Origin of the sequence: Streptomyces sp. 796.1 (assembly GCF_047525675.1) — a bacterium.
Lineage (GTDB): Bacteria > Actinomycetota > Actinomycetes > Streptomycetales > Streptomycetaceae > Streptomyces.
In genome coordinates, this window is record NZ_JBLIWA010000012.1 from 127,116 (window position 1) to 151,383 (window position 24,268).

General features: G+C 73.7%; 23 protein-coding genes. 11 read left to right on the forward strand and 12 right to left on the reverse strand.

Annotated features, from left to right (window positions below):
- Window positions 1-118: 118 nt before the first annotated feature.
- From ACMA1D_RS10950 to ligD, 3 genes are all read right to left on the reverse strand, one after another.
- Window positions 119-1,123, reverse strand: a complete 1,005-nt coding sequence (locus ACMA1D_RS10950; protein WP_414723694.1) for a Ku protein — start codon at window positions 1,121-1,123, stop codon at window positions 119-121.
- Between the two features lie 66 nt (window positions 1,124-1,189).
- Window positions 1,190-2,239: a PHP domain-containing protein gene (locus ACMA1D_RS10955; protein ID WP_414723695.1), complete on the reverse strand. Its 1,050-nt coding sequence runs from the start codon at window positions 2,237-2,239 to the stop codon at window positions 1,190-1,192.
- A gap of 214 nt (window positions 2,240-2,453) precedes the next feature.
- The gene (gene ligD, locus ACMA1D_RS10960) at window positions 2,454-3,458 is read right to left on the reverse strand and encodes a non-homologous end-joining DNA ligase (protein WP_414723696.1); all 1,005 of its coding nucleotides are present in this window, start codon (window positions 3,456-3,458) and stop codon (window positions 2,454-2,456) included.
- A gap of 324 nt (window positions 3,459-3,782) precedes the next feature.
- Between ligD and ACMA1D_RS10965 the strand changes: the two genes are divergently transcribed.
- Entirely contained in the window at window positions 3,783-4,844 is a 1,062-nt protein-coding gene (locus ACMA1D_RS10965; RefSeq protein WP_414723697.1) for an ATP-dependent DNA ligase, read from the forward strand.
- Window positions 4,845-5,148: 304 nt separating this feature from the next.
- Window positions 5,149-5,448, forward strand: coding sequence for a hypothetical protein (locus ACMA1D_RS10970; protein WP_414723698.1), 300 nt, complete (start codon window positions 5,149-5,151; stop codon window positions 5,446-5,448).
- Between the two features lie 107 nt (window positions 5,449-5,555).
- On the opposite strand, the gene ACMA1D_RS10975 is transcribed toward ACMA1D_RS10970, so the two are convergent.
- Window positions 5,556-6,005 (reverse strand): ATP-binding protein, encoded by a 450-nt coding sequence (locus ACMA1D_RS10975; RefSeq protein WP_414723699.1) that lies wholly within the window; start codon window positions 6,003-6,005, stop codon window positions 5,556-5,558.
- Window positions 6,006-6,248: 243 nt separating this feature from the next.
- On the opposite strand from ACMA1D_RS10975, the gene ACMA1D_RS10980 reads away from it, so the two are divergent.
- The 3 genes from ACMA1D_RS10980 (at window position 6,249) to ACMA1D_RS10990 (ending at window position 8,287) form a co-directional block, all read left to right on the forward strand.
- The gene (locus ACMA1D_RS10980) at window positions 6,249-7,106 is read left to right on the forward strand and encodes a helix-turn-helix domain-containing protein (RefSeq protein ID WP_414723700.1); all 858 of its coding nucleotides are present in this window, start codon (window positions 6,249-6,251) and stop codon (window positions 7,104-7,106) included.
- A gap of 44 nt (window positions 7,107-7,150) precedes the next feature.
- Window positions 7,151-7,366 (forward strand): DUF397 domain-containing protein, encoded by a 216-nt coding sequence (locus tag ACMA1D_RS10985; protein WP_414723727.1) that lies wholly within the window; start codon window positions 7,151-7,153, stop codon window positions 7,364-7,366.
- A gap of 108 nt (window positions 7,367-7,474) precedes the next feature.
- Complete coding sequence (locus ACMA1D_RS10990; RefSeq protein ID WP_414723701.1) at window positions 7,475-8,287, forward strand: SAM-dependent methyltransferase; 813 nt, start codon at window positions 7,475-7,477, stop codon at window positions 8,285-8,287.
- A 179-nt stretch (window positions 8,288-8,466) separates the two neighbouring features.
- Here the strand turns inward: ACMA1D_RS10990 and ACMA1D_RS10995 are convergent, their stop codons facing one another.
- Window positions 8,467-8,853, reverse strand: coding sequence for a thiol-disulfide oxidoreductase DCC family protein (locus ACMA1D_RS10995; protein ID WP_414723702.1), 387 nt, complete (start codon window positions 8,851-8,853; stop codon window positions 8,467-8,469).
- A gap of 233 nt (window positions 8,854-9,086) precedes the next feature.
- On the opposite strand from ACMA1D_RS10995, the gene ACMA1D_RS11000 reads away from it, so the two are divergent.
- On the forward strand, window positions 9,087-10,577 hold the full coding sequence (locus tag ACMA1D_RS11000; protein WP_414723703.1) for an FG-GAP-like repeat-containing protein: 1,491 nt from the start codon (window positions 9,087-9,089) through the stop codon (window positions 10,575-10,577).
- A 132-nt stretch (window positions 10,578-10,709) separates the two neighbouring features.
- On the opposite strand, the gene ACMA1D_RS11005 is transcribed toward ACMA1D_RS11000, so the two are convergent.
- Window positions 10,710-11,084, reverse strand: a complete 375-nt coding sequence (locus ACMA1D_RS11005) for a winged helix-turn-helix transcriptional regulator (protein WP_414723728.1) — start codon at window positions 11,082-11,084, stop codon at window positions 10,710-10,712.
- A 61-nt stretch (window positions 11,085-11,145) separates the two neighbouring features.
- On the opposite strand from ACMA1D_RS11005, the gene ACMA1D_RS11010 reads away from it, so the two are divergent.
- The gene (locus ACMA1D_RS11010) at window positions 11,146-12,045 is read left to right on the forward strand and encodes an NAD(P)-dependent oxidoreductase (protein ID WP_414723704.1); all 900 of its coding nucleotides are present in this window, start codon (window positions 11,146-11,148) and stop codon (window positions 12,043-12,045) included.
- A gap of 257 nt (window positions 12,046-12,302) precedes the next feature.
- On the opposite strand, the gene ACMA1D_RS11015 is transcribed toward ACMA1D_RS11010, so the two are convergent.
- Both ACMA1D_RS11015 and ACMA1D_RS11020 read right to left on the reverse strand, forming a co-directional pair.
- The gene (locus tag ACMA1D_RS11015; RefSeq protein ID WP_414723705.1) at window positions 12,303-12,557 is read right to left on the reverse strand and encodes a DUF6233 domain-containing protein; all 255 of its coding nucleotides are present in this window, start codon (window positions 12,555-12,557) and stop codon (window positions 12,303-12,305) included.
- A 124-nt stretch (window positions 12,558-12,681) separates the two neighbouring features.
- Window positions 12,682-13,506: a class I SAM-dependent methyltransferase gene (locus ACMA1D_RS11020; protein WP_414723706.1), complete on the reverse strand. Its 825-nt coding sequence runs from the start codon at window positions 13,504-13,506 to the stop codon at window positions 12,682-12,684.
- A 609-nt stretch (window positions 13,507-14,115) separates the two neighbouring features.
- On the opposite strand from ACMA1D_RS11020, the gene ACMA1D_RS11025 reads away from it, so the two are divergent.
- On the forward strand, window positions 14,116-14,946 hold the full coding sequence (locus ACMA1D_RS11025; RefSeq protein WP_414723707.1) for a serine hydrolase domain-containing protein: 831 nt from the start codon (window positions 14,116-14,118) through the stop codon (window positions 14,944-14,946).
- Window positions 14,947-15,153: 207 nt separating this feature from the next.
- On the opposite strand, the gene ACMA1D_RS11030 is transcribed toward ACMA1D_RS11025, so the two are convergent.
- Window positions 15,154-15,981 carry a M23 family metallopeptidase gene (locus ACMA1D_RS11030; RefSeq protein ID WP_414723708.1) on the reverse strand — a complete coding sequence of 276 codons (828 nt, stop codon included), beginning with the start codon at window positions 15,979-15,981 and terminating at the stop codon, window positions 15,154-15,156.
- A 291-nt stretch (window positions 15,982-16,272) separates the two neighbouring features.
- On the opposite strand from ACMA1D_RS11030, the gene ACMA1D_RS11035 reads away from it, so the two are divergent.
- Together ACMA1D_RS11035 and ACMA1D_RS11040 are read left to right on the forward strand one after the other, a co-directional pair.
- Window positions 16,273-16,977: a TNT domain-containing protein gene (locus tag ACMA1D_RS11035; protein ID WP_414723709.1), complete on the forward strand. Its 705-nt coding sequence runs from the start codon at window positions 16,273-16,275 to the stop codon at window positions 16,975-16,977.
- A gap of 6 nt (window positions 16,978-16,983) precedes the next feature.
- On the forward strand, window positions 16,984-17,223 hold the full coding sequence (locus tag ACMA1D_RS11040) for a hypothetical protein (RefSeq protein ID WP_414723710.1): 240 nt from the start codon (window positions 16,984-16,986) through the stop codon (window positions 17,221-17,223).
- Window positions 17,224-17,310: 87 nt separating this feature from the next.
- Here ACMA1D_RS11040 and ACMA1D_RS11045 read toward each other — a convergent pair whose 3' ends face one another.
- A complete protein-coding gene (locus tag ACMA1D_RS11045; RefSeq protein WP_414723711.1) occupies window positions 17,311-18,459 on the reverse strand; it encodes a DegT/DnrJ/EryC1/StrS family aminotransferase in 1,149 nt (382 codons plus the stop codon).
- The gene (locus tag ACMA1D_RS11050) at window positions 18,459-19,673 is read right to left on the reverse strand and encodes a DegT/DnrJ/EryC1/StrS family aminotransferase (protein ID WP_414723712.1); all 1,215 of its coding nucleotides are present in this window, start codon (window positions 19,671-19,673) and stop codon (window positions 18,459-18,461) included. Before ACMA1D_RS11050 ends, ACMA1D_RS11045 begins: the two co-directional genes overlap by 1 nt.
- A 620-nt stretch (window positions 19,674-20,293) precedes the next feature.
- On the opposite strand from ACMA1D_RS11050, the gene ACMA1D_RS11055 reads away from it, so the two are divergent.
- Window positions 20,294-21,355 (forward strand): polyprenyl synthetase family protein, encoded by a 1,062-nt coding sequence (locus ACMA1D_RS11055; protein ID WP_414723713.1) that lies wholly within the window; start codon window positions 20,294-20,296, stop codon window positions 21,353-21,355.
- A gap of 414 nt (window positions 21,356-21,769) precedes the next feature.
- Here ACMA1D_RS11055 and ACMA1D_RS11060 read toward each other — a convergent pair whose 3' ends face one another.
- On the reverse strand, window positions 21,770-24,193 hold the full coding sequence (locus tag ACMA1D_RS11060) for an ATP-binding protein (RefSeq protein WP_414723714.1): 2,424 nt from the start codon (window positions 24,191-24,193) through the stop codon (window positions 21,770-21,772).
- Window positions 24,194-24,268 lie beyond the last annotated feature (75 nt).

The window sequence follows — 24,268 nt, forward strand, 5'->3', positions numbered from 1 at the left end:
GCCGTACACCTCACGTGCCTCGTACACCTCCGCCGACACGGTGCCGCCGCTCTGTCGCAGGGGGCTCCGGCCGGGCCGGCGCGGGCGGCTCGCGGCCCGTGTGCGGGCGCCCGTGAGCTCACGCGTGCTTGCGGGTGCGCGTGGTTCGCTCGGTGGGTTTGGCGGACTTGGCCGACGCCGACTTGGCCGTCCGCCCTGACCCCGCCGAGCCGGTCTTCTTCGCGGCGGACTTCGCCGTCTTGGCCGTACGCCCCGAGCCGCCGCCCTTGGTGCCGGTGGTCTTCTTGGCCGCCGTGCTCTTCTTCGCGCGCGTACCCGCGGCCTTCTTGGCGCGGCCCCGGCCACCCTCGCCCCCGCGCGCGTCGATGGACGCCTGGAGCGCGGACATCAGGTCCACGACGTTGTCCGGCGGCGGCTCCGTGCCCTCGGGCGACGGCGGCGCCTTGCCTTCGAGTCGGGCGGCGACCAGTTCGTCGAGCGCCGCCTGGTAGTCGTCGTGCAGCGAGTCGAGGTCGAAGTCCTCCGAGAGGGTGTCCATCAGGGAGGTGGCCATCTTCAGCTCCTGCGGCCTGACCGTCACGTTGTCGGCGGGGGCGAGCCCGCCCGCGGCGCGGATCTCGTCGGGCCAGTGCATCGTGTGCAACACCAGCACGTCCTCGTGCACGCGCAGCACGGCCAGCGACTCCCGGGTGCGCAGCGCCACCTTGGACACCGCGACCCGCCCGCTGTCCGTCAGCGCCTCGCGCAGCAGGACGTACGGCTTGGCCGCGGCGGGCGAGTCGGCCCCCACGTAGTAGGCGCGGGAGAGCCGCAGCGGATCGATCTCGGCCGCGTCGATGAACGCGATGACGTCGATGAGCTGCTTGCTCGGCAGCGGCAACTCGGTCAGGTCGTCATCGGTCAGCACCGCCGTACGGCCGTCGACGTCCTCGTAACCCTTGGCGATGTCCGCGTACTCGATCTGCTGGCCGCACTGCTCGCACATGCGCTTCATCCGGATGCGCCCGCCGTCGGCGGTGTGCACCTGGTGCAGCCTGACGCCGTGTTCCTCGGTCGCCGGATACAGCCTCACCTGGATGGAGACCAGACCGAAGCCGATGGCTCCCTTCCACATCGAGCGCATGGTGCGGGCCCTTTCGACGAGGCGTGCGACGAACTGTTCGGTCGGGGGTACGGGGAGGAACGCGTCCTAGGTCCGTGATGGCCGGGCGGCGGCGCGGGCGGGGGGTTTGCGGGTACGCGTCCAGGCGGTGAGCTGGCGTGCGGTCCAGGTGTTGATGACCCGCTCGACGGGCACTTCGCACTCGGCGGCCCGGGCGCAGCCGTAGGACAGCCAGTCCAACTGGCCGGGCGCGTGCGCGTCGCTGTCGATGGCGAAGTACACCCCGGCCGCCACCGCCTTGCGCAGCAGCGGACGGGGCGGGTCGAGCCGGTCGGGACGGCAGTTGATCTCCACCGCGGTGCCCGCCTCGGCACACGCGGCGAACACCGCATCGGCGTCGAAGGCGGAGGGCGGCCGGCCGCGCCCCGTCACCAGCCGCCCGGTGCAGTGCCCGAGCACGTCGACCAGCGGATCGCGCACCGCGGTCAGCAGCCGCCTGGTCATCGCCGCGCCGTCCATGCGCAGCTTGGAGTGGACGGAGGCCACCACCACGTCGAGCTCGTCGAGCAGGTCCCGCTCCTGGTCCAGCGACCCGTCGTCCAGGATGTCGCACTCGATGCCGGTGAGCAGCCGGAACGGCGCCAGCTCGGGTTCGAGCGAGGCCACCACCGCGAGCTGTTCGCGCAGCCGCTCGGCGCTCAGCCCGTTGGCGATCGTCAGGCGCGGCGAGTGGTCGGTGAGCACCGCCCAGGCGTGGCCGAGGTCGGCCGCGGTACGCGCCATGAGGGCGATCGGGCTGCCGCCGTCCGACCAATCCGAATGGAGGTGGCAGTCGCCCCGTAGTGCGGCGCGCACCGCATCGCCCCCGGCGGCCAGCGGCCGGTCCGCGTCCTTCTCCAGCCGTTCCAGGTACTCCGGCACCCCGCCGGCCAGGGCCTGCTGGACGACGGCCACGGTCTTGGGCCCGAGCCCCTTGACCGCCCGCAGGGTGCCCGCCTCCGCCCGGCGCGCCACCTCCGCGGCGCCCAGCTCGGTCAGGGCCGCGGCAGCCGTGCGGAAGGCCCGTACGCGGTAGGTCTCGGCGTCCGCGCGCTCCAGCAGGAACGCGATGCGCTCCAGCGCGTGCACCGGCTCCACGGCCCGACCTCCTTCCGACTCCACGTGCTCCCTCGTACTCCTCGCCGCTCCGTCGCGCCCGGCCGCATCGCCGTACGCGCTTCCGCCTGGCCGCCGCCCCTGTGCGTGCGCCCGGCCGGCTGGCCGCCGGTCCGCCGTACGGCCTCGGTCCAGGCGGCGGCCCGGCTGCTCGGCCGGAGCGTAGGGCGGGCCCCGTGCGGCGACCCGCCTGCGCTCAGTGCTTGGCCCGGCTCGGTTGGACCCGCTTCGGCTCGCCCTGCATCTTCGGATGGTCCGGCGGGTACGGCAGGTCGCCGAGCCCGTGGTCGCGCTCGTCCCTGGCGGCCAGCTCCAGGGCCGCCGCCAGGTCGTAGGCGTGGTCCTCCAGGTCCGCGTGCACGTCGCCGAGCTCGGCGAAGCGGGTGGGCATCGTCGCCAGGTCGAAGTCGCGCGGCTGGGCGTCGTCAAGTTCCGACCAGCGCAGCGGGGCCGAGACCGGTGCGTGCGGGCGCGGGCGCACCGAATAGGCGCTCGCGATCGTCCGGTCCCTGGCGGTCTGGTTGTAGTCCACGAAGATCTTCGCGCCCCGTTCCTCCTTCCACCAGGAGGTCGTCACCCGGCTCGGTGCACGGCGCTCAAGCTCCCGCGCGATGGCGATGGCACTCCGCCTGACCTGCACGAACGTCCACCGCGGGGCGATCGGGACATACACGTGCAGCCCGCGCCCGCCCGAGGTCTTCGGCCAGCCGCGCAGCCCGAGCCCGTCCAGGACGTCGCGCAGCTCGTGGGCGGTGCGCACGGCGTCCGCGAAGTCCGTGCCCGGTTGCGGATCGAGGTCGATGCGCAGCTCGTCGGGGTGGTCGGTGTCCATGCGGCGCACCGGCCACGGGTGGAAGGTGAAGGTGCCCAGGTTGGCCGCCCACACCACGGCCGCGACCTCGGTGGGGCACAGCTCGTCCGCGTACCGGCCGCTGGGGAAGGCGATGCGGCCGGTGGGTATCCACTCCGGCAGGTTGCGCGGCGCCCGCTTCTGGAAGAACGACTCGCCGGCTACCCCGTCCGGGTACCGCTCCAGCGTCGTCGGCCGGTCCCGCAGCGCACGCAGCACCCCCGCCCCGACCGCGAGGTAGTAGCGCACCACGTCCTCCTTGGTGAACCCGCGCTCGGGGAAGTACACCTTGTCCGGGTGTGACACGCGTACGGTGCGCTCACCGACCGTGAGCTCCAGGGCCTCTCCCATGCAGCCACGCTAGGTCGGTACGGGGCGGCGCGCCTGTCGACACGGTGCCGGGCGCGGGCGGGGCTGGGGCCCGGCCGTGGGGGCTGCCGCGGGGCCGGGGCGGGTCAGCCCGGGCCCGGAGCTGTGGCCGGGGTGGCCGCGAGACCGGGCTGGCTGGCTCGGCTGGGTGACCTGGCTGGCTGCTTGTTCGGCGGGGTGGGTGGCCGGGTGACCCCGCCGGGTGGGTTGAGGTGAGGAGCAGGCGGGCCGGGCGGGTTCGCGGCGGGGGCGGGTGGCCGCCGGCTCGGCGGGCGCGCCGGGGCCGGGGGCCGCACAATCCACACCATGGACCTTCCGGTGATGCCGCCGGTGCGGCCGATGCTGGCCAAGCCCGCGGCGAAGATCCCGCCAGGGATGAACTACGAGGCCAAGTGGGACGGCTTCCGTGCCGTCGTCTTCCGGGACGGCGCCGAGGTGGAACTCGGCAGCCGCTCCACCAAGCCGCTCACCCGCTACTTCCCCGAACTCGTCGAGGCGCTGCGCGCCAACCTGCCCGAGCGCTGCGTCATCGACGGCGAGATCATCATCACCCGGGACGACCGGCTCGACTTCGAGGCCCTGCTCGGCCGCATCCACCCGGCCGCCTCCCGGGTACGGCTGCTGGCCGAGACCACCCCGGCCAGCCTGGTCGCCTTCGACCTGCTGGCGCTGGGGGACCGCACCCTGCTAGAAGCCCCGCAGCAGGAGCGCCGCGCGGCGCTCGCCGACGCCCTGCGGGACGCCGCACCCCCCGTCCACCTGGCACCGGTCACCGCCGATCTGGCACGTGCGCACGAGTGGTTCCAGCAGTTCGAGGGCGCCGGGCTCGACGGCATCATCGCGAAACGGCCTGATCTTCCCTATCGGCCGGGCGAGCGGACCATGGTCAAGGTCAAACACGAGCGCACGGCGGACTGCGTGGTGGCCGGCCTGCGCCCGCACAAGAGCGGTCCGGTCGTCGGTTCGCTGCTCCTCGGCCTGTACGACGACGCCGGCCGGCTCCAGCACGTGGGCGTCTGCGCCTCCTTCCCGATGCGCCAACGCGAGTCACTGATGCGGGAGTTGGAGCCGCTACGGATGGCGGACGCCGCGGGGCACCCATGGGCGGAGTGGGGAGAGGAGAGCGCCCACGCGCACAGCAGGATGCCGGGCGCGCCGAGCCGGTGGAGCAGCGGCAAGGACCTGTCCTGGATTCCGCTGCGCCCCGAGCGGGTCTGTGAGGTGGCCTACGACCACATGGAGGGCGACCGCTTCCGCCACACCACCCAGTTCCGCCGCTGGCGACCCGACCGGGAGCCGGAGGGCTGCGACTACCGCCAACTGGAGGAACCCGTCAGCTACGACCTACGGCGGGTGCTCGGCGGCTAGGCACTCAGGCCCCGGCTCGGCGGGAGAGCGCCGGGGCGGACCCGGCACCCCGGCCCGTGAGGTGGACCCGACACCCCAACGTGCGGGACGGGCCCCGCATCCCAACGTGCGGGACGGGCCTCCGTCGGGCCAGGGTGACACGGCTCCGGCGCGTGCCGGTGTCACCGCGTTCCCCTGGCCCGGTGCCCCCCCCTTGCGTCCAACGCGCCTGCCCCACAGCCTGGTTGGCATGAGTACGGGCGCCCCCGCGGGGTGAGTACCCCACCGGGTCCCTGGCGGGCACGCGCATGATGGAGTCGGTGACATGCCCGAGGACACGACATCCCCTACCGTGCGTCCCACCCTGTGGAAGGCGCCCCTGGCCGTCACGCTGACCGGCCTGCTGTTCCTGTCTCTGGAGTTCGTCTGGTTCTGGGAGGGCACCGACAACGGCTTGTCAGTGATCATGATCTTCGCCGCGTCGCTGTTCGCGGCCGGCTGGGTGCTTCCCCCGCGCCCCGTGCTGCACGGCCTGCGCATGGGCCTGCTGTCTTCCGCCCTGGTCGTCGCGGCGGTCCCGCTGGTGCTGGTGATGCTCATGGGCCTTGCGATGTCCAGCGGCTGACCCGCCCGCCCCGTGGATCGGTGGCGGGGGAGCGGTCGCTGTGTGATGGAGTAATTGATGCGACGTCACATATTGAGTGCCGTACGGGACGTGTGCCGTACGGCGGACTAGACGGAATGTGTGGGAAGGGCCGCCCAGACGGTGCGGCCCGTTCCTCGTTCGCCGTGCACCACGCCCCAGGTGTCGGCGAGCGTCTCCACGAGCAGCAGGCCGCGGCCGTGCTCGTCACCCATGGCCGCATCGCGCGGCACGGGGCGGGTGGCGCAGCCACCCTGATCCCGCACCTCTATCCGCAACTGGCCGCGCACGGCCTGGAGCACGCAGGAGATAGAGGTGCTGCTGGTGTGTACGACGGCGTTGGTGACGAGCTCTGATATCACCAACTGGGCCGTGTCCCTGGCGTCTTCGGAAACATCCTTGCGGCTCAGCCACGCGCGGACGCGGTGCCGCGCGTCGGAGACCGCCGCGCGCTCGGCCGGGAGGTGGAACGCCTCCCGAGGGGGTATGTCGGTGCTGCCGGGCGCCAGCGGGGTGGGCGACAGGTCAGGAGCGATCACGGCCGTTTGCCTTCCATGTGCCTGCGGGGGGAGGGGTGTTGCGGGGCGGAACACAAGGAGTGGACGGCTCGGGAGGGTCGCCGGGCCAAGACCGTGAAGCGGGGGGTGGCCATATCTCTATGATCGCTGCCTCACTCAGTCAGCAAGGGGCACTCTGCGAAATGCAGAATAGCGAGCGCAGTCTGTTGGTGTCAGCGGAACCGTGGCACACTGCATTGAACAAGCCATATGCGGAGGTGCGATGTGGGTGAGGCGCGATCTGCCCCGACGGTCGGGCAGATAGTCCTCGGCATGCGGCTGCGTGACCTCCGGGAGAAGGCCGGGGTCACGTTCGAGGAGGCGGCGAAGGCGCTGCACGTCAACCAGACGACGGTGCGCCGGATGGAGAAGGCCGAGGTCGGCCTCAAGCTGCCGTACGTGGAGAAGCTGCTGCGCACCTACGGCGTCCCGGACGACGAGGTGGGCCCCTTCCTGGAGTTGGCAGGCGAAGCCAACCAACCCGGCTGGTGGCACCGGTTCCGCGACGTCCTGCCCGACTGGTTCAGCCTCTACGTCAGCCTGGAAGGCGCGGCCAGCCTCATCCGCACCTACGAACCGCACTTCGTCCCCGGCCTGTTGCAGACCGCCGACTACGCAAGGGCGCTGCTGCGCGTCGGCTTCCCGCACGCGAGCGAAGAAGAGCTCGACCGCCGGGTCGAGCTGCGCCTGGAACGCCAGCAACTGCTCACCGGACCCGACGCCCCGCGCCTGTGGGCCATCGTGGACGAGACCGTGGTCCGCCGCCCGGTCGGGGACGCGGACGTGATGCGCGCCCAGATCGACCGGATCATCGAATCACTCGAACTCCCCAACGTGACGCTCCAGATCGTTCCGTTCAGCTCCGGGCCGCACCCGGGGATGTTCGGACCGTTCCACCTGTTCAGGTTCCGGGTGCCGGAACTGCCCGACGTGGTCTACAACGAGGGCCTGACCAGCGCCTCGTACCTCGACGAACGCGCCGACGTGGCGGCCTACCTCGAAGCCCTGGACCGCATGGGCACGCAGGCCGTCCCAGCACCACGCACCGGGGCCTTCCTCGGTGACCTTCGCAAGGAGCTTTGACCGTGAACAAATCCGTGGCAGACACCGACCATGTCTACAACGGCATGCCCGCCAGCGCGCTCGGCGCCGATGGCTGGCGCAAGCCCTGGAGCGGCCCCAACGGTGGCAGTTGCGTCGAAGTGATGAAGCTTGCCGACGGGCGGGTGGCGCTGCGACAGTCCACCGACCCCGACGGGCCCGCACTGATCTACACCGTTCGTGAGATGGAGCAGTTCCTGCACGGCGCCAAGGGCGGCCAGGCGGACTTCCTGCTCACCTAGCACCCCCGGGCACCCCCCCCGCCCACCCCCGACAGTGCCGCACCACCACCGCGGGCGCAGCCCTCGATCAGCCCGCGGCGGCGACAGCATCAGGAACCGGAGGACCAGATGACCGAACTCGGTCGCGCAGCGAGCCGGATCGACACCAGCAAGCCGCATCCGGCGCGCATGTACGACTACTACCTCGGTGGCAAGGACCACTACGAGGTGGATCAGCAGGCTGCCGAGAAGGTCATAGAGATCAACCCGGGCATCAAGATCTGCGCCGGCACCAACCGCCGCTTCATGCACCGCGCCACCCGCTACCTGGCCGGCGCCGGCGTCCGCCAGTTCCTCGACGTCGGCACCGGCATTCCCACCGAGCCCAACCTGCACCAGGTCGCGCAGGGTGTGGACCCACAGGCGCGGGTGGTCTACGCCGACAACGACCCCATCGTGCTGACCCACGCCCAGGCGCTGCTGCGCAGCAGCCGGGAGGGGCGTACGGCCTACATCCACGCGGACGTACGCGAGCCGGAGAAGATCTTCTCGGCCGACGAGCTGCACGAGACGCTGGACATGAGCCAGCCGGTGGCGCTGTCGCTCAACGCGCTGCTGCACTTCGTACCGGACGAGTTCCACGCGTACGAACTCGTCCAGCGGATGGTCGCCGAGCTGGCCTCCGGCAGCTACCTGGTCATCTCGCACGTCACCTCGGACTTCGCCCCCGACGTGTGGGCGCGGGTGGTGGACGTCTACCACCGCGGGGGCATTCCCGCCCAGACCCGCTCGCGCGCCGAGGTCGAACGGTTCTTCACCGGCCTCGAACTGGTCGAGCCCGGCGTGGAGGTGCCGCACCGCTGGCAGCCGGACGCCGAGACCGACGGCGACGTCACGGACGCGGACGTTTCGCTGTACGCCGCGGTGGCGCGCAAGCCGTAGCCACCCCACCGGGAGCGTGACGGACGCTCCCCACATGCGAGGACGCCCGCCTCGGGGGTGGCGGGCGTCCTCACCAAGGAAGGTGCCCCCGGCCGGCGGTGACCGGCCGGGGGCGCTGCGCTCCGGCGATGACGGCCCGCGCGACGGCCCCCGCGCACAGGCTCCGGTGCGCCCGTCCCTCAGCTCGGGCCCGCGGACCGCCGCACCGCGCAGGCCGCGGTGCCACCCGGCATCCGCTGCCGGTTGTTCGCCACCAGCCGGTAGACGCCGTGGCCGATCCACCGCAGCGGCGGCAGGCTGAGCAGCGCGCCCAGCGAGGCCCAGCCGCGCCCCGCGTTGAGCAGCAGCTTGGCGACGGCCATCACCCCGCCGTGGACCTGCCCGGACGGGGCGACCCACAGCAACTCGTGCTCGGCCCTGGCCCGGGTGGTGCCGAGTCCGGCCAGGTCAGCGAACTGCCAGGCCGTCACATCGCACCGCGGCCTGACCCGGTGCTCGACGAAGGCCACACAACGGGTGCAGAAGGCGCAGTCACCGTCGTAGATCAAGACAGGTCGGGTCCGCATGTGCCCCATCATCCCCCGCCGGCCGAGGCCGCCCGCCCCCGGGCCCGTACTCCGCCGGCGGCGGCCTCGGAACGGCGCCGGGCGAGGCGGGCGGACGGCGCCCTTCCGTACAACCCTCGCCGGCGCCCAGCAGTCCCCTCTCGTGCAAGCAGCCGGCCGACCACGCCCCAAGCAGGGGTGACGAAGAGCTGAACGTGCCGTGCCCGGCTCGCCCCGTTCACGTCGGAGGACCCATGCACCAGCGCACCCCCGCCCTGGCCCCGGCCCTGATCGCCCTCGTTGCCGCCACCGTCCTGACCCCGTCCGGGGCCCCCGCGGCACATGCGGCGACGTCGCGCCCGGCGCAGCCGTACGACCTCGACGGCGACGGCTACCGCGAGGTCGTCATCGGCGTGCCGAACGGCACCGTCGCAGGTCAGCAGGGCGCCGGCTATCTGGCCGTGGTGCCGGGCTCGGCGGCCGGTGTGGAACCTGCCGGGCGCTGGACCGTCAGCCAGAACAGCTCCGGCGTGCCCGGTGCCGCGGAGCCGTACGACGGGTTCGGCACCCAGCACACCAGCGCCGACCTCAACCGGGACGGCTACGCTGACCTCGTCATCGGCACGCCGGGGGAGGACGGCCCGTACGAGGGCGGCGGACGGATCACCATCGTGTGGGGCGCGGCCACCGGCACCGGCGGCGCCACCGACCTGCCCGGCGACCTGGCGTACGGGGGCGTCGGCGGGCGCGGTGTGGCGGTCGCCGACGTCGACGGTGACGGGGCGCTTGACGTGGTGGCAGCCAACGACGGCGAGGAAGTGGACTCCCTGGCGCTGGCCCGCGGCCCGTTCGCGCCGGGCCGCACCCCCGCCCCGCTGACCCGGCTCACCGACACCGGCATCATGCACTTCAGCAGCGTGGTCGGGCTCGCCGTGGGGGACTTCGACGGCGACGGACGGGCCGACGTGGCGGCGCCCTGGCTCGGCCTCGAAGGCGACGGCACGGCCCTGCTCCGCGGCACACCCACCGGCCTGACCCGCGCCGCCGGCTGGCACCGGGAGAGCGGCGGCCACGCCGCAGCGGCCGGCGACTTCGACGGCGACGGCTACGCCGACCTCGCACTCGGTGGTGCGGTGAGCGTCGGCCCCGACGACCCCGACTGGGAGCCGCAGTACCCGATCGCGACTGGGGTCGGCGGCACGGTACGGGTGCTGTACGGCGGGCCGCGCGGGCTGGCCGGCGACCGGCCACCGGTAGACCTCAGTCAGGAGACACCCGGCGTCCCCGGCAGCGGCGCCGCGGAATCCGAACGCGACGACGCCTTCGGACAGGCGCTCTCGGCGGCCGACGCCGACGCCGACGGGTACGCGGACCTTGCCGTGGGCGCACCGGGTGAGGCGATCGGGGCCACGCCTGCGGTCGGCAGCCTCACGCTCCTGTACGGCACGCCCAGCGGGCTCGGCGCGGCCCGCTCCCGCGGTTGGAACCAGGGCACGCCCGGAGTGCCCGGCAGCAACGAGGCCGAGGACGGCTTCGGCGCCCGCGTCGTCCTGCGCGACGTCAACGGCGATGGCGCGGCCGAACTCCATGCGGCGGCACCCGGCGAAGACACCGGCGACGGCCGCGTCTGGTCGCTGACCGCCGTATCGGGCGAGGGCCCGGTCACGGGCGTCGGATACAGCGCGGCGAGCCTTCAACTCCCCTTGCCGCGAACCGACTTGGGGTTCGGGCGCGGGCTGGGGTGAGCCGGGGAGGTCCGGGGGAGGGTAGCCACTTTTTTGTGGGTACTTGGCTGCGGGCGACGGGCGGGAGAGTCTGGTGGGGCGAGGCCACGGGGCCGAGCGATCCGGATCGAGACAGGCAGGCGCGATGCATCACTAGGTGGCAGACGAAACCGCGCGGGCGCCTTCGGGCTGCTGCGCGGCAAGCATGTCAAGGCGGCGGTGGCCCCAGTCGGAGACCGGGGCGAGGGCCTCGGAGAGGTCCTTACCGAAATCCGTCAGGGAGTACACCGTCTTGAGCGGACGGACGTCGTGCACCTCTCGGTGTACGAGGCCGTCGACTTCCATTTCGCGGAGCGCCTGGGTCAGCACCTTCTCGGTCAGTCCCGGCAGCGCCCGACGCAATTCACCCGGGCGACGCGGGCCGGATTCGAGTGCCCAGAGCAATGCGGTCTTCCACTTGCCGTCGATCACCGCTATCGCCGCGGTCACTCCGCACACATCGGGGTCCTGCGCCCGCATCCGCGCCATCGCCATCACCTTTCTCTTTCCCATCGAGATCGATCATTTCATTCTGCACGGGAGCCCAAGCATGTCCGCACACACCCACACCACCCCCAAGCCCGCCGTCACCGTGATCGGCCTCGGCCCGATGGGGCGGGCGCTGGCCGGCGCCTTCCTGGCGGCCGGGGTGGCCACCACGGTCTGGAACCGCACACCGGGCCGGGACGGGGAACTGGTCGCACGCGGCGCGGTCAGTGCGGGGTCCGCCGCCGAGGCGGTCGCCGCGAGCGAACTGACGGTCGTCTGCGTCGTCGACTACGAAGCGGCCGACTCCGTCCTGCGCCGCCCCGAGGTCACCACCGCGCTCAAGGGTCGCACCCTGGTCAACCTGTCGGCCGACGTCCCGAGCCGGGCCAGGGAGGCCGCGGAGTGGGCCGCCCAGCACGGGGTGAGCTACTTCGACGGGGCCATCATGACGCCGACCACCACCATCGGCACGCCGCACGGCGTGTTCATCTACAGCGGCCAGCAGGACCTGTACGAGGCGCACAAGCCCGTCCTCGACGCGCTGGGCGGCACCCACACCCACCTCGGTGCGGACGTCGGCCGAGCCGCCGCCTACGACATCGCCCTGCTCGACATCTGGTGGACCGCGATGACCGGCTACATGCACGCCCTGGCCGTCGCCCGGGCCGAGGGCATCAGCGCCCAGGAGCTCCTGCCGTTCGCCCAGGGCATCGGGCAGATCCTGCCGCCGGCCTTCGCGGAGGCCGCGGTGGAGGTGGACAACGGCACCTACGCGGCCAAGGTCAACCCGCTGACCTCGGCGGTCTCGACGATGTCCCACATCGTCCACACCTCCGAGGCGCACGGCATCGACGCGAGCGTCATCCGCGCGGCGGAGGGCCTGGGCCGCCGCGCCATCGGCCTCGGCCACGGTGGCGACGAACTGACCCGGGTGGCGGAGCTGCTGGGGCGCCCCGTCTGAGCAGGCCCTGTCTGAGCCGGCGCCCTTCGGGCACGCGCCGGCCGGGCACGTCCCAGCGCAGTGGCGGGGCGTCGCGCGCGGGGGTGGCCGGCGCGGAGCGGGCCGGCTCGTCCGGGTGCGGGACGGGCGGACGCGCGGCAGTGGTCGGCGCGGCACCCGCCGGCCACTGCCCGCGCCCGCCATCCGCCGCTCGCTGTCGGTCACCCCTTGCCCGCTGTCCGCCGGCCGATTCGCAGGCGCCGTCCGTACGCCCCGTGCTAAGAAAGCCAGCCGGCCCCGACGACCGTCAACATGCCGTGGCACAAGGTGTGTTGAGGATGGCAGGAGGGGCAGGGTCTGGTGCCCGGCGTGGCCAGGAGGGCGCGGGCGGCCTCGGTGGTGACCAGGTCGGCGACCGGCGCCGCGTCCTGGCAGTCGTCGCGGTGCAGCACCAGCGACGTGTCCTCGTCCGGGGCCGCGGCCGAGTCGTGGACCCGCCACCACCCCGCTCCCCTCTCCTCCTCGACGTGCATGGGCGCGGCCCTTCCGGTCAGTCGGCTTCTCGGCATCGTTGCCTGCTGTCGATGCTTGTGCCTGAGCGGAGGGCGATCAAGTACCTACAAAAAAGTGCGTACGCACCCGGTGGTGAGCCCGCGGCTAGGGGGTGGGCAGAGCGCGAATCCGGGCCACCGAGTAGGCGCGCCCGCCCAGGGTGAGGAGGCGGGTGGCGTACGCGGCCACGCGCTGGGTGGGGTTGAGGCGCTCCATCACCGGGTGCTCGCGGACCAACAGCCAGCCGGGCGCGTGCCGGGCCAGGGCGCCGCCGTTGCGCACCCCGAAGCGGAACCTGGCACCGGTGGCCTTGACGATCGGATGCCGGTCACTGAGGGCGAGCCTGGGGTGGAAGTAGTCGGCGGCCAACTCCGTACCGGGGCCGAAGGCGGCCCGCGCGGCGCGCAGACAGGTGCGCACGTCCTCGGGGTCCAGGTACATCAGCACCCCTTCGGCCAGCACCAGCACTGGACCGTCGGACACCGGGAGCCCGGCCGCCCAGTCCGCGTCGGCGAGCGAGGCGGCGTGCAGGGTGAGGTCCTCGTCCGGGAGGAGCCGCCTGCGCAGGGCGACGACCTCGGCGGTGTCCACCCCGACCCACCGCACGTGCGGGGCGGCCGGCGCGAGCCGGTGGTTGCGGGTGCACAGGCCGATGCCGGCGGAGACCACCGTCGCCCGCGGGTGCCGGGCCACGAACGCCGCGGTGAGCGCGTCGAAGACGATGCCGCGGTGCAGTCCGCCCAACAGGTTCGGGCGGTCGTGCAGCACCTCGGATTCGGCGTACCCGGTACGGGCGAGCAGTTCAGCGGCGAGCGGGTCGCTGAAGCCCGTCCCCGGCTGGACCGACTCCGCGTGCGCGCGGGCGTACAAGGGCGTGAGCAGGGTGCGCGCCACGCCGTCGAGGCCGTGCGCGGCTGGGGAATCCGCCATGCCGGTAGGCTCACCCGCCACCCTGGCCCCGTCAAGGCCGTGACCGGCCACGGCTGGCTCACGGCGACCGATCGGTCCCGCTCCGTGCTGCTCGCGTGCCCCGTCATCCGACGCGCGCGAGCCAACCCCCGCCGACCCGCCGCGAGTAGCCAAATCCCCGCTGACCCGTCGCAACCCACCCCAAGCAGCCAACCCGCGCCGACCCGCAGCAACCCACCCCGAGTCACCGAACTGCGGCGCCTCGCCGCAACCCGCCTGAACCTGTCTCAACCAACCCCAGTCGGTCGCACCTCAGCCGCGTCCGCTGCCGGGAGCGGCGCCGCCCGAGAACCCCATGAACTGGCCGGATTCAGACCGGAGTTGACCACTCCCCGTGGTCGCAGGCGGTGTCGTGGGTTGGAGTTGGGGTTGGCGGGGTGTGGGCGGGTGGCACGGTGTGGCCGGGGGCGTGTGCTGGTCCGGTGGGTGGGCCCGTAGTGTGGTCGTGTTCAGGGTCCGCCCGGGTGGCCCGTCGGTACCGTACGCGGCCCTGCCGGCGTGCCGGGCGTGCGGTTCCCGCGGTTTCGCGGGGCCCTGGGCCAGGCCGCCCACGGAAGGAGCCCCAGCACCGTGCGTCCCCTACCGACCTGTCTGCTCTCCGACGGCCGACCGGCCCGGGTGAGCCGGGGGCACGACCCGGACCGCTTCGTCGAGATCGGCTCCCTGACCAAGGTGGTGACCAGCACCGCCCTGCTGCGGCTCGCCGAGGCGAAGACGCTCGACCCGCAGGACCCGGTCGAGCGCTGGTTGCCGGCGCCGGCAGGCACCGGAGTCACCCTGGCGCACCTGGCCGCACACACCTCGGGGTTGCCCAGGCTGCCACCGGGCCTCAGCGGCTGTGACCCCTACGCAGGTTTCGACGAGACGGCGCTGCGCGCCCTGGTGGGCCGGCCGGAGACCTGGGACGCGGGGGAGCCCGGACGCCGGGAGGAGTACTCCAACTTCGGTTACGCCGTGCTCGGCGCCGCCCTGGTGGCCGCCGCCGGCCAACCCTACGAGCGGCTGGTGCGCGAACACGTACTCGACCCGCTCGGCATCGACGCGATGACGGCACACCCGCCACAGGACCGCAGGCTGTGCGCCACGGGGTGGTTCGGGCGCCCGCGCAAACCCTGGACCATGGACGGCGCGATCCTGCCGGCCGGCGGCCTGTGGGCCACCCCGCGGGCGGCGGCGCGCCTGCTCACCCGGCTGCTGGTGGACCGCACGTTCGGCGAGCCCGCCCCCGCCTGGCGGCGTTCGGGCGACGTGGTCTGGCACAACGGCGCCACCCGCGACGCCTCGGTGTTCGCCGGGGCGACGCCGGACGGGCGGTGGGTGCTGGTGCACCGGCTCGGCGGCCGGCACGCCGACACCGACGCGCTCGGCGCCCGCGCGCTGCGACTGCCCGTGCGGGGCTGACCTGCCCCAGGAGCGGGCCGGGCCGGGCCAGCCCCGTACCGTGCGGGGCCCGGCCCCGCACCGTACGACCCCTGCCGGCGGCCCCGTACGGCCCGGCACGGCACGGGCCCGCCGCGGAAGTCCTCCCGCGGCGGGCCAGGGCGAGTCGGTCGAGCGGCCCGCGGGCGGCGACGGCCGCCGGCGGGCGCACCGGGGTGCTGCGGCCCGCTAGCAGATCGGCACGCCGGGCAGTTGGGACGCCGGGTGACTGATGTAGATGTTGGAGATGAAGCCACCCTGGTCGCGCAGCTTGCTCCACCAGTTGTTGGTGTAACCCTCGGCGCTCACGGTGCTGCCCTGCTTCTGGCAGACGACGGTGACGTCGGTCGGGCCGGCGAGCACGTTCACCACCGGCGAGTTGAGGTACGCGTCGGCCCGCACCCGGATGTCGGTGCCCCAGGTGCGGAAGTTGCCGCCGCCACCGCCGCAGCCGTTGTCGCTGGTCAGGTACGACTGGTGGTACTGCGACGGGTAGGGCAGGCCGGAGCCGTTGATGGCGATGTTCTGGCCCACGCCGTTCAGCAACTGCTCGTAGTGGATGTGGGCGCCCGAGGAGTTGCCGGTGCTGCCGGTGACGCCGATCTGCTGGCCCTGGCCGACCTGGGCGCCGCTGGGCACGGAGTAGGAGGCGAGGTGGAAGTAGTACGTCTTCCAGCCACCGCCGTGGTCGATGACGATGTAGTTGCCCGCACCGCTCGGCTGTGACATCCGGGTGGCCGTGCCGGCCGCGGAGGCCAACACGGGCGTGCCGGCGGTCGAACCGCCGTCCGCGCGCACGAAGTCGAGCGCCCGCCGCACCTCGGCCGAGTGGTGGCTGTAGGTCCACTTCTGGCCACAGGGGAACGGGGCGCGGAAGCTCGGCGCCGCGGCCAGCCGGGCCCCTTCCCCCGGGGCCCCGGACCGCCCGGCGGCGTATCCGGGAGCTGCGACGAGACCGGCGAGCGCGAGCAACGAGGTCAGCAGCACTGACAACGTTCGCAGGCGTCTGTTGAGCATCGGGAGGACTCCTTCGGAACCGTGGGGAGGATCGGCACTCCACCGCCCGGTGGGGCTGCGCCGGGCGGCGCCGATCACGTGTATCACCCGTCCAGCACGGTGCGCACCCCTCACGAGGCCCCTGACTTCCACCGGCCCGCTGGGGTCCGCACCCCGTTCCACCCTTGTTCGCCGATGCGGCGCGCCGTGGACACCCCGCCCCGCCCGCGCTCGTCGCGCTGCGCGACTGATCCCTTACGATGCGGGTGAGCCTGACGTCCTGTCAGGGCCACGGCAGACTGGGAGGTCTGGATGAACCGCAGGGGCGCCATCGCCAGCGCACTGAGCACCGCCGTCATCGTGGTGGCGATGCCGGCGGCGAGCGCGGCACAGCCGGCACCGGAGCAGGCCACGAGGGCCGCTTCGGCCGCGCAGGCGGGGGCCAGCGCCAAGGCGCGGCAGCCGTGCACGGGCGCCTACCAGGGGGACGCCAGGCTCGGCCCCGAGCAGTTGCCGAAGCTGTGGCAGTTGCCGGTGGGCCCGCTGGTGCTCGGCTACCAGCGCACCGGCAAGCTCTCCCCGGACGCGTTCCTGAAGAAGTACTGGGAGGGCCCGGCCGACAAGGGGAGCTGGAAGTACCCGCCCAACGACGGCTTCGCCGAGGTGAACGGGAAGCTCGACAAGCGGCGCAGCCAACTGCGGCCCGGCCAGTGGCTCGACCGGTTCGGCTCCGAGTATGGCGGCTACCTCGCCCCCGCCGGCGACCGGTACGCCAAGCGGGCGCTGCCGCCCCAGAACCTCAACACCCGCGACGCCGCCTTCCCCTGCGACTACCACGTGTACCGGGTCACCAAGCGGTTCACGGTCTGGCAGGGCAAGATCGCGCCCTGGTTCGAGCAGCCCGGCGGCGGCCAGCAGATCAAGCTCGACCCGGCCCTCCTCGACCCGGGCCAGGGCCAGCGGCTGAACGTCAAGTGGCTGCTCGACCACGGCTACCTGGCCCCGGTGAAGTGGTAGCGGGCGATGGACCGCCGTGCCCTGCACCGCGCCCTGCGGGCCGCCGGGGTGGCTGACGGCCACTACTGGATCGAGGGCGTGCACGAGCCGGCACCCACCCCCGTCGACCACCTCTTCCTGCGGGCCGGCGAGGGGACCGGGGCCCGCTGGCAGGTGGGCGCGTACGAACGCGGGGCGCACGAGGTCATCGCCGAGTACGACGACGAGGCAGCGGCCTGCACCCATCTGCTGCGCCTGCTGACCTGACCGCGCCCGCCCGGCCCCGGCCCACGCCCGCCCACCGCCCCCGCGCGCGGGGCGGGCGCAGGCCGGCGGCCCGGCTGCCGGCCCCGGTCAGCCGAAGAATGCGCAGACGGCCCGGGCGATGCGCCGCACCTGGGACTCGGTGAGCCCGGGGTGCAGCGGCAGCGCCAGATGCGTGGCGCTGGCCCGCTCGGCCCCCGGCCACCGCGCGCCCGCGGGCGCGTACGGCGCGAACGCGGGCAGGCGGGGCAGCGGCAGCGGGTAGTAGACCCGGGTGCCGACCCCGCGGGAGGCGAGGTGGCGCGCCAGCGCGTCGCGCCGCTCGGTCCGTACCGCGTACACGTAGTGGCACCGCTCGTCGCCCGGCGCGGGCGCGCCGAGCCCGCGCTCGCGCAGCGGGGCGAACTGTTGGCTGTAGTACGTGCTGATCTGTTCCCGGCGCGCGATCCTGGCGTCCTGGGTGGCGAGCCGCGCCAGTTGGTAGGCCGCCTGGACCTCGTCGAAGCCGCTGTCGTACCCCACCTGGTGGTGGACCGGGCCGTGCGCATCGGCCCGACCGTGGCGGCGCAACAGCCGTACCGTGCGGGCCAGTTCCGCATCGTCGGTCAGCACGGCCGCGCCCTCGCCCGGCATGCCGAAGGGCTTGGCAGGAAAGAACGAGTACAACCCCACGTCCCCCCAGGTGCCGGCCGCGCGCCCGGCCAAGGTCGCGTCCTGGGCGACGGCCGCGTCCTCGATGACGGCGAGCCCGTGCGCGTCCGCCAGTTCCCGCACGCCCCGCATGTCGGCGAGCGAGGTGAAGGTGTGCGCCGGGACGACGGCCCGGGTACGGTCGGTCAACCGGCGCGCCGCGTCCGCCACGTCGATGACCATGGTGGCCGGATCCACGTCGGCGAAGACCGGCACGGCGCCCACCGCCAGCACCGTGGAAGCCAGCGGCTCCGCGCCGAAGGCGGGCACGATCACCTCGTCGCCCGGGCCGAGCCAGCAGGCGCGCAACGCCAGACAGAGCGCCGAGGTGCCGCTGGCACAGGCGATCACGTGCCCCGCGCCGGACCGCAGCCCCACCTGCCGCTCCCACTCGGCGGTGCGGCGGCCGACCACCGTGACCTGCTCGGGATCGGTGGCCACCTCGTACACGGCCCCGAGCAGCAGGGCCCGCGCCTCGGGGGCGAGCAGCGAACCGGCGTACGGCACCGGGGCCGCGGCCACCGCCGGGACGGAGTCCACCACACTCATCACACGGCACCTTCCGGGACGAAGGAACGGACGGCGGCACACACCCGGGCTATCTGCCCCGGCGTCAGATCGGGGTAGAGGGGCAGCGCGACCAGTTCGCGGGCCGCCTCCTCGGCGTTCGGGAAGTCGCCCGCCCGGTGGCCCTGGTCCGCGAAGCAGGGCTGGAGGTGGAGCGGGTGCGGATGGCACGGCCGGGCGTCGACGCCGGAGCGGTGCAGATGGCGCACGAGCGCGTCCCGCTCGTCGACGGCCACCGCGTACACCGCGAAGGCCGGATCGATGCGGGCCCGCGCGCCCTGCACCACTGCCGGGAGCCGGCGCACCACCGGCGCCCCGCGCAGGCCCTGCGCGTACGCGTCGGCCAACTCGGCCCGGCGCGCGAGGTCGTCCGAGAGCCGGGCCGACCTGGCGAGCAACACCGCCGCCTGCACGTCGTCCACCTTGGCGTTGCTCCCCAGCAGCGCGCCCTGCCTGGCCACCTCGGCGGCGGCCACGGCGCGGCCCGGGCCCGGCGGGGGAGCGGTGCGGCCGTGGTCGCGCAGCGCACGCACCCGGGTGGCGAGCGCGTCATCGCGGGTGAGGACGAGACCGGCGTCGCCCAGCGCGCCCAGCGGCATCGTGGTGGAGAGCGAAAACGCGCCACCCGCACCGACCAGCCCGGTGTGCACGCCGCCCCACCGCATCCCGAGCCCGCCGGTGCCGTCCTCGATGACCAGCAGGCCGTGCCGGGCGGCCAGGTCCATCACCTCGGCCAGGTCGGCGGGCTGGCAGAACAGGTGGGCCGGCAGCAGAGCCTTGGTACGTGCGGTGATCACCTTCTCGGCCGAGGCCGGATCGATGCCGTAGCTGACGGGGCCGACGTCGGCGAAGACCGGGCGGGCACCGACCAGCGCCACGGCCGTCGCGCCGGCGATGCTCCCGAACGCCGGCACCACCACCTCGTCACCGGCCGTGACGCCGGCCGCGCGCAGCAGGAGCACCAGGGCGTCCGTTCCGCAGCTCACCGCGACGGCGTGCCGGGCACCGGTGTAGGCACGCAGCGCGGCCTCAAGCTCGGCGGCCTTGGGACCGTTCGAATAGACCCCGGAGTCGAGCACGTCCTCGATCTGACGGCGCACGGACGGCCACAGCCGCTCGAACGAGGCTGCCTGGGTGAAGAACGGGACTTCGGCCGGTGCCGTGGTCCCGGGGCCGTCGGGAATGCTTTCCGTCACTCTCCTGCCCATGTCTCTCCATTCGTAGTACCCACATTCGAAAATAGGCGGCTGGGCGAGTAGTCAGGGATAGCAATCCGCAGACAATCACATGGCAGATTCGGTGCCTTGGCTGACGCTCTCAGACAGAGTTCTGTGGATTTTCGTCCCCTCAATTGTTGTCCGGAGAGGCCGTCTTGACCGGCGAGTTGTCCACCGTGATGGTGGACGGGGATAACGTTCCAACTTCCAGGCCGGGGGGCTTTCGAATATGGGTGCGCGAAGCGGAATGAGTTTTGCCGAGCCAGCGGATTCCGACGACGTTGTCGGCCGGTGGCCGGCGCACGGGAATCGAGGTCCCGTGCCCGCCGTGACCGATGTCGCGAGCCCTTGCCCGACCGCCGCACGGGCGGTACGGGCGCGGCGGCACGGCCGTCGCTGACACCCCGGCCGGGCCGGTTCCGCGCACCCGCGCCGGCGCCGCCCGCCACCGTCTCCCGAGCACCCCGCGTGCCCCGCGCGCTCCGCCCACCGTCCACCGCCCCGAAGTTCGAGGCGTCCGGAGGACACGTCGCCCCGCCCCGTGCGCGTCGCGTGCCGCCGGTCGGCCATACCGGTGATCGCAGAGAGGAACCGCACACATGACCGTGTCACCGATGGCACCCGTGGCCACCACCGGCCACGGCGCACAGGCCAGGGCCGCGATTCTCGCCCGTACGGAAACCCGCCTGGACGCCCTCCTCGCGGCCGAGCACACGCTGTGGGCCGGCGTGGACGGCCGCGCAGCAGCCCCCGTCGACAGCGTCGCGCAACTGGTCGGCGCCGGCGGCAAACGACTGCGCCCCGCCTTCTGCGCGGCCGGCTTCCTCGCCGCAGGCGGCGACGCGGCCGACCCCCGGGTGGTGGAGGCGGCGGCGGCCGTCGAGCTGCTGCACGCCTTCGCCCTCATCCACGACGACGTCATCGACGACTCGCCGCTGCGCCGCGGCGAACCCACCACCCACGTGCGCGCCATCGACCAGCACCGCTCGGGCGGCTGGCGCGGCGAGCCCCGCAGGTACGGCGAGGGCGTCGCGGTGCTCGCCGGCGACCTGGCGCTCTCGTACGCGATGCGGCTCGCCCAGGAACTGCCCGCCGCGGCCCGGCAGGTCTGGGGCGACCTGGTCACCGAGATGATCGTCGGCCAGCACCTGGACGTGGCGGTGGCCGCCGAGGGCGTCGCCGACACCCGGCTCTCGGAGTACATCGCCAACGCCAAGTCCGGCCGCTACAGCATCCGCCGCCCGCTTGAGTTGGGCGCGGCGATCACCGGGGACACCGCCCTGGCCGCCACGTTCGAGGCGTACGGCACGGCGCTCGGCGAGGCGTTCCAACTGCGGGACGACCTGATCGACGCCTTCGGTGACGCCGCCGTGGCGGGCAAGCCGGTGCGGGCCGACGCGGAGAACAACAAGATGACGCTGCTGATGAGCCTGGCCGTGCGGCGCAGCGACCGGGTGCGGGACCTGGTCGCAGCGGGCGCCGGCGGCGAGGCGGCGCTGCGCGAGGAGTTGGCGGCCATCGACGTGCGTGCCGAGGTGGAGCGGCGCATCGACACGCTGGTGACCCGGGCCCGCGAGGCGCTGGCGGCCGGGCCGCTGCCGCAGGAGTGGCGCGAGGAGTTGGCGGGCATGGCGGTCGCCGTCGCCTACCGCGACAAGTAGCAGCATCGGTGCCTGCCCTGTTCCGGCCCTGGCCCGGTCCCTGGCGCGGCCGTCTGATGCCGGCTGCGGCACGCGGGGCCGGGGGCGCGTCCTGGTGCGGGCCGTAGTGCCTCGGGCCGGCGGTGGCGCTTCGGGTCGGGGCGCGCCGGTCAGAAGTGGCCTCGGTCCGGGCGGCCGGTCGGGGGCCGCACCGGTCCAAGCGGGCCAGCACGGGACCGTACCGGGCGGGACCCACCCGTACCGGTAGGGCGCGGCACCGGGCGGGGCCTGCGCCGGTCAGGGCCCGTACGGACAGGGGCCGGGGTACGGCTTCGCCCCGTCCCCCGCCCCCTACCCGCCCCTCCTTCGCCCGGCCCCGGCGGCGCGCGTCGTCGCCGGTCACGGGCGCGCGGGCCCCCGCGCCCGTGACGGCCGCTACACCACGCGGGGCAGCCCGCCGGGGCCGCCGAGTTCGCTGTCGGCCGCGGCGCGGGCGCTCAGCACGCGGTTGGCGACCTGGACCCGGGACGTACAGTCCAACTTGCGCATCACCTTGCGCAGGATGTTCACGGCCGTCCACTCCGCGGTGCCGAGGCGCCGGGCCACCTCGCGATTGGTCAGCCCCTCCGCGACCAGTGCCGCCACCTCCTGTTCGCGGCGGGTGAGGGTGTCCGCCGCGGGCGGCGCCTGGGGGGCCGTCGGCGGTGGGGCGAGCGGGGCCGTGGCGAGCGTCACCGCCTCGTGCGCGGTCAGCCGGGCGCCGGCCCGGCTGTGCTCGTCGAAGGCCGCCTCGCCGAGCCGCTGGCCGGCCTGGGTGAGCAGCTCCTGCCGGGCCGCGGCCGGCAACTGCACCGGAAGCCCGCCGTGCGCCTTCTCCAACGAACGTGCCGCAGACAGCAGTTGGGCGGCCCGCTCCCAGGCGCCGGTGGTCCTGCCGTGCCGGCGGACCAGCAGGTCGGCGGTGACGTACAGCGCGTAGGAGAGCGCCGGCCGGTCGCCGATCCCGTGCAGGAACGACAGCGCCGCCCGCGCCGTCCTGACCGCCTGTTCCGCGTCCGCCGCCACCTCGCCGTCGGCCGCCACGCCGGCGAGCACCAGCCTGCCGAGCGCCGCCCGGCGCGCGTCCCGCAGGTCGTCGAAGCGGCGGACCGCCTCCTGCCCGTAGCGCGCCGCCGCCGGCAGGTCGCCCAGGTCCCGGTGGACCTCCGCGAGCCGGCCGGTGGCCGAGGCGAGAGTGGGCTCGTGAGCCAGCTCCCGACACTGTTTGACAACGTCGTCAAGAAGGGCCTTGGCGCCTTCCAGATCACCTTCCGCATGGGCGAGGCGGGCCAACACCTCCTGAACGTCGACCGCGGCCAGCAGATCGCCGTCCGCCGCATGCTGCGCCAGCGCGGTCCGCAACTCCGCGCCCGCCTGCGCGTACCGGCCGGCCAGGAGCTGTGCCTCGCCGAGCGCCGCCGCGAGCCTGGCCCGTCCCCTGGCCGACGTCACGCCGGCCGCCCGCGCCGCGGTCAGCCGTACGGTGGCCTCCCGCGCCTCGCCGCGCACCAGCCAGTACGGCAGCGAGGCAGTCGCGAGCTCGGCGGCCTTGTCGCCGTCCCCGACGTGCACCAGGTGGTCGAGTGCCGCCAGCGTGTCGCGGTGGGTGTGGCCGAGCCCGGCCAGCGCCGCCGCCTGCCCGGCGCCACCCAACTGGGCCGCCGCGGCCCGGGCCCGGCGCAGTACGTGTGCGGCGTGCCGGTTCCTGATCGGCTCCAGGCCGTCCTCGTCGGCGAGTTGTTCCCACGCGTACGCGCGCGAGGTGCGCAGCAGTCGGAACCTGATGCTGCCGTCCGGCTGTTCCTGGGGGAGCAGCAGGCTGCGGTCGACGAACTCCTCCAGGGCCGCGCGCGCCTCGTGCACGGACAGGCCCAGCACCTCGCCCGCTTCGGCCCCGTCGAAGGGCGAGGCGAAGACGGCCAGCCGGGTGAGCAGGGCCCGGCGCCGCGGGTCGAGCACGGCCCAACTGTGCTGCACCGCGTCGAAGATGCTCAGGTGAGGCGACATGGTGTCGGCCGCGGTGCCGCGCAGCGCGCTGCACGAACGGTCCAGTTCCTCAAGCAGGGCCCGCGGCGATGACACCTTCAGCCGGGCCGCGGCCAGTTCGAGGGCGAGGGGCAAACCGTCCAAACGGACGCAGAGTTGGGCGATGGCGTCCCGGTTCTCCTCGGTGAGCTTGAAGCCGGGCCGTACCGCGCGCGTGCGCTGCACCAGCAGCCGTACCGAGGCGACGTCGGCCAGCGGACCCGTGCTCCCCGCCGCGCCCGGCACGGCCAGCGGGGCGAGTTGGATGCGCCGCTCGCCGTAGACGCCGAGCACCTGGGTCGCCACGGTCAGCACGGACAGTCGCGGCGCCCGCGCGGCGAACTCCGCGACCAGCGCGCTCACCTCCTGGGGAGGCCGGGAGCCGCAGTCGAGGACGAGCAGGAAATCGAGGTCGAGCGGGGGGCCGGTGGGGAGATCGGTGGGGTGGTCGGAGGCTTCGCCGGTGGGGTGGTCGGGGTGGGTGGGACCGTCGCCGAGCGCGGCCCGCACCGCGCCGGTCGGGTCGTGCTGGTCTGCCAGGTCCAGGTAGCATCCGCCGTCCCGGAACGCGCCGATCACATCGTCCCAGAGCTCGGTCGCGAGTCGGGTCTTGCCGACGCCTGAGGGGCCGGTGAGGGTGAGCACCTGGGCCTCTCGGGCCAGCAGTTGGGCTCTGAGCCTGGCCATCTCCTCGTCCCGGCCCACCAGGGGAGACAGCGGTCGTCGGGTGGAGCCGGCCGTCGCCGGTTCCGGGGTGAAGCCGTCCTGCTGCGCGTGAGTGCCTGCCTGCACCATGCGGCTCCTTCCGTTGGGGCCCGCGGGAACTTCCACGCTGATACGCCAACGGTCGCAGGGGGCGGCAAAAGACCG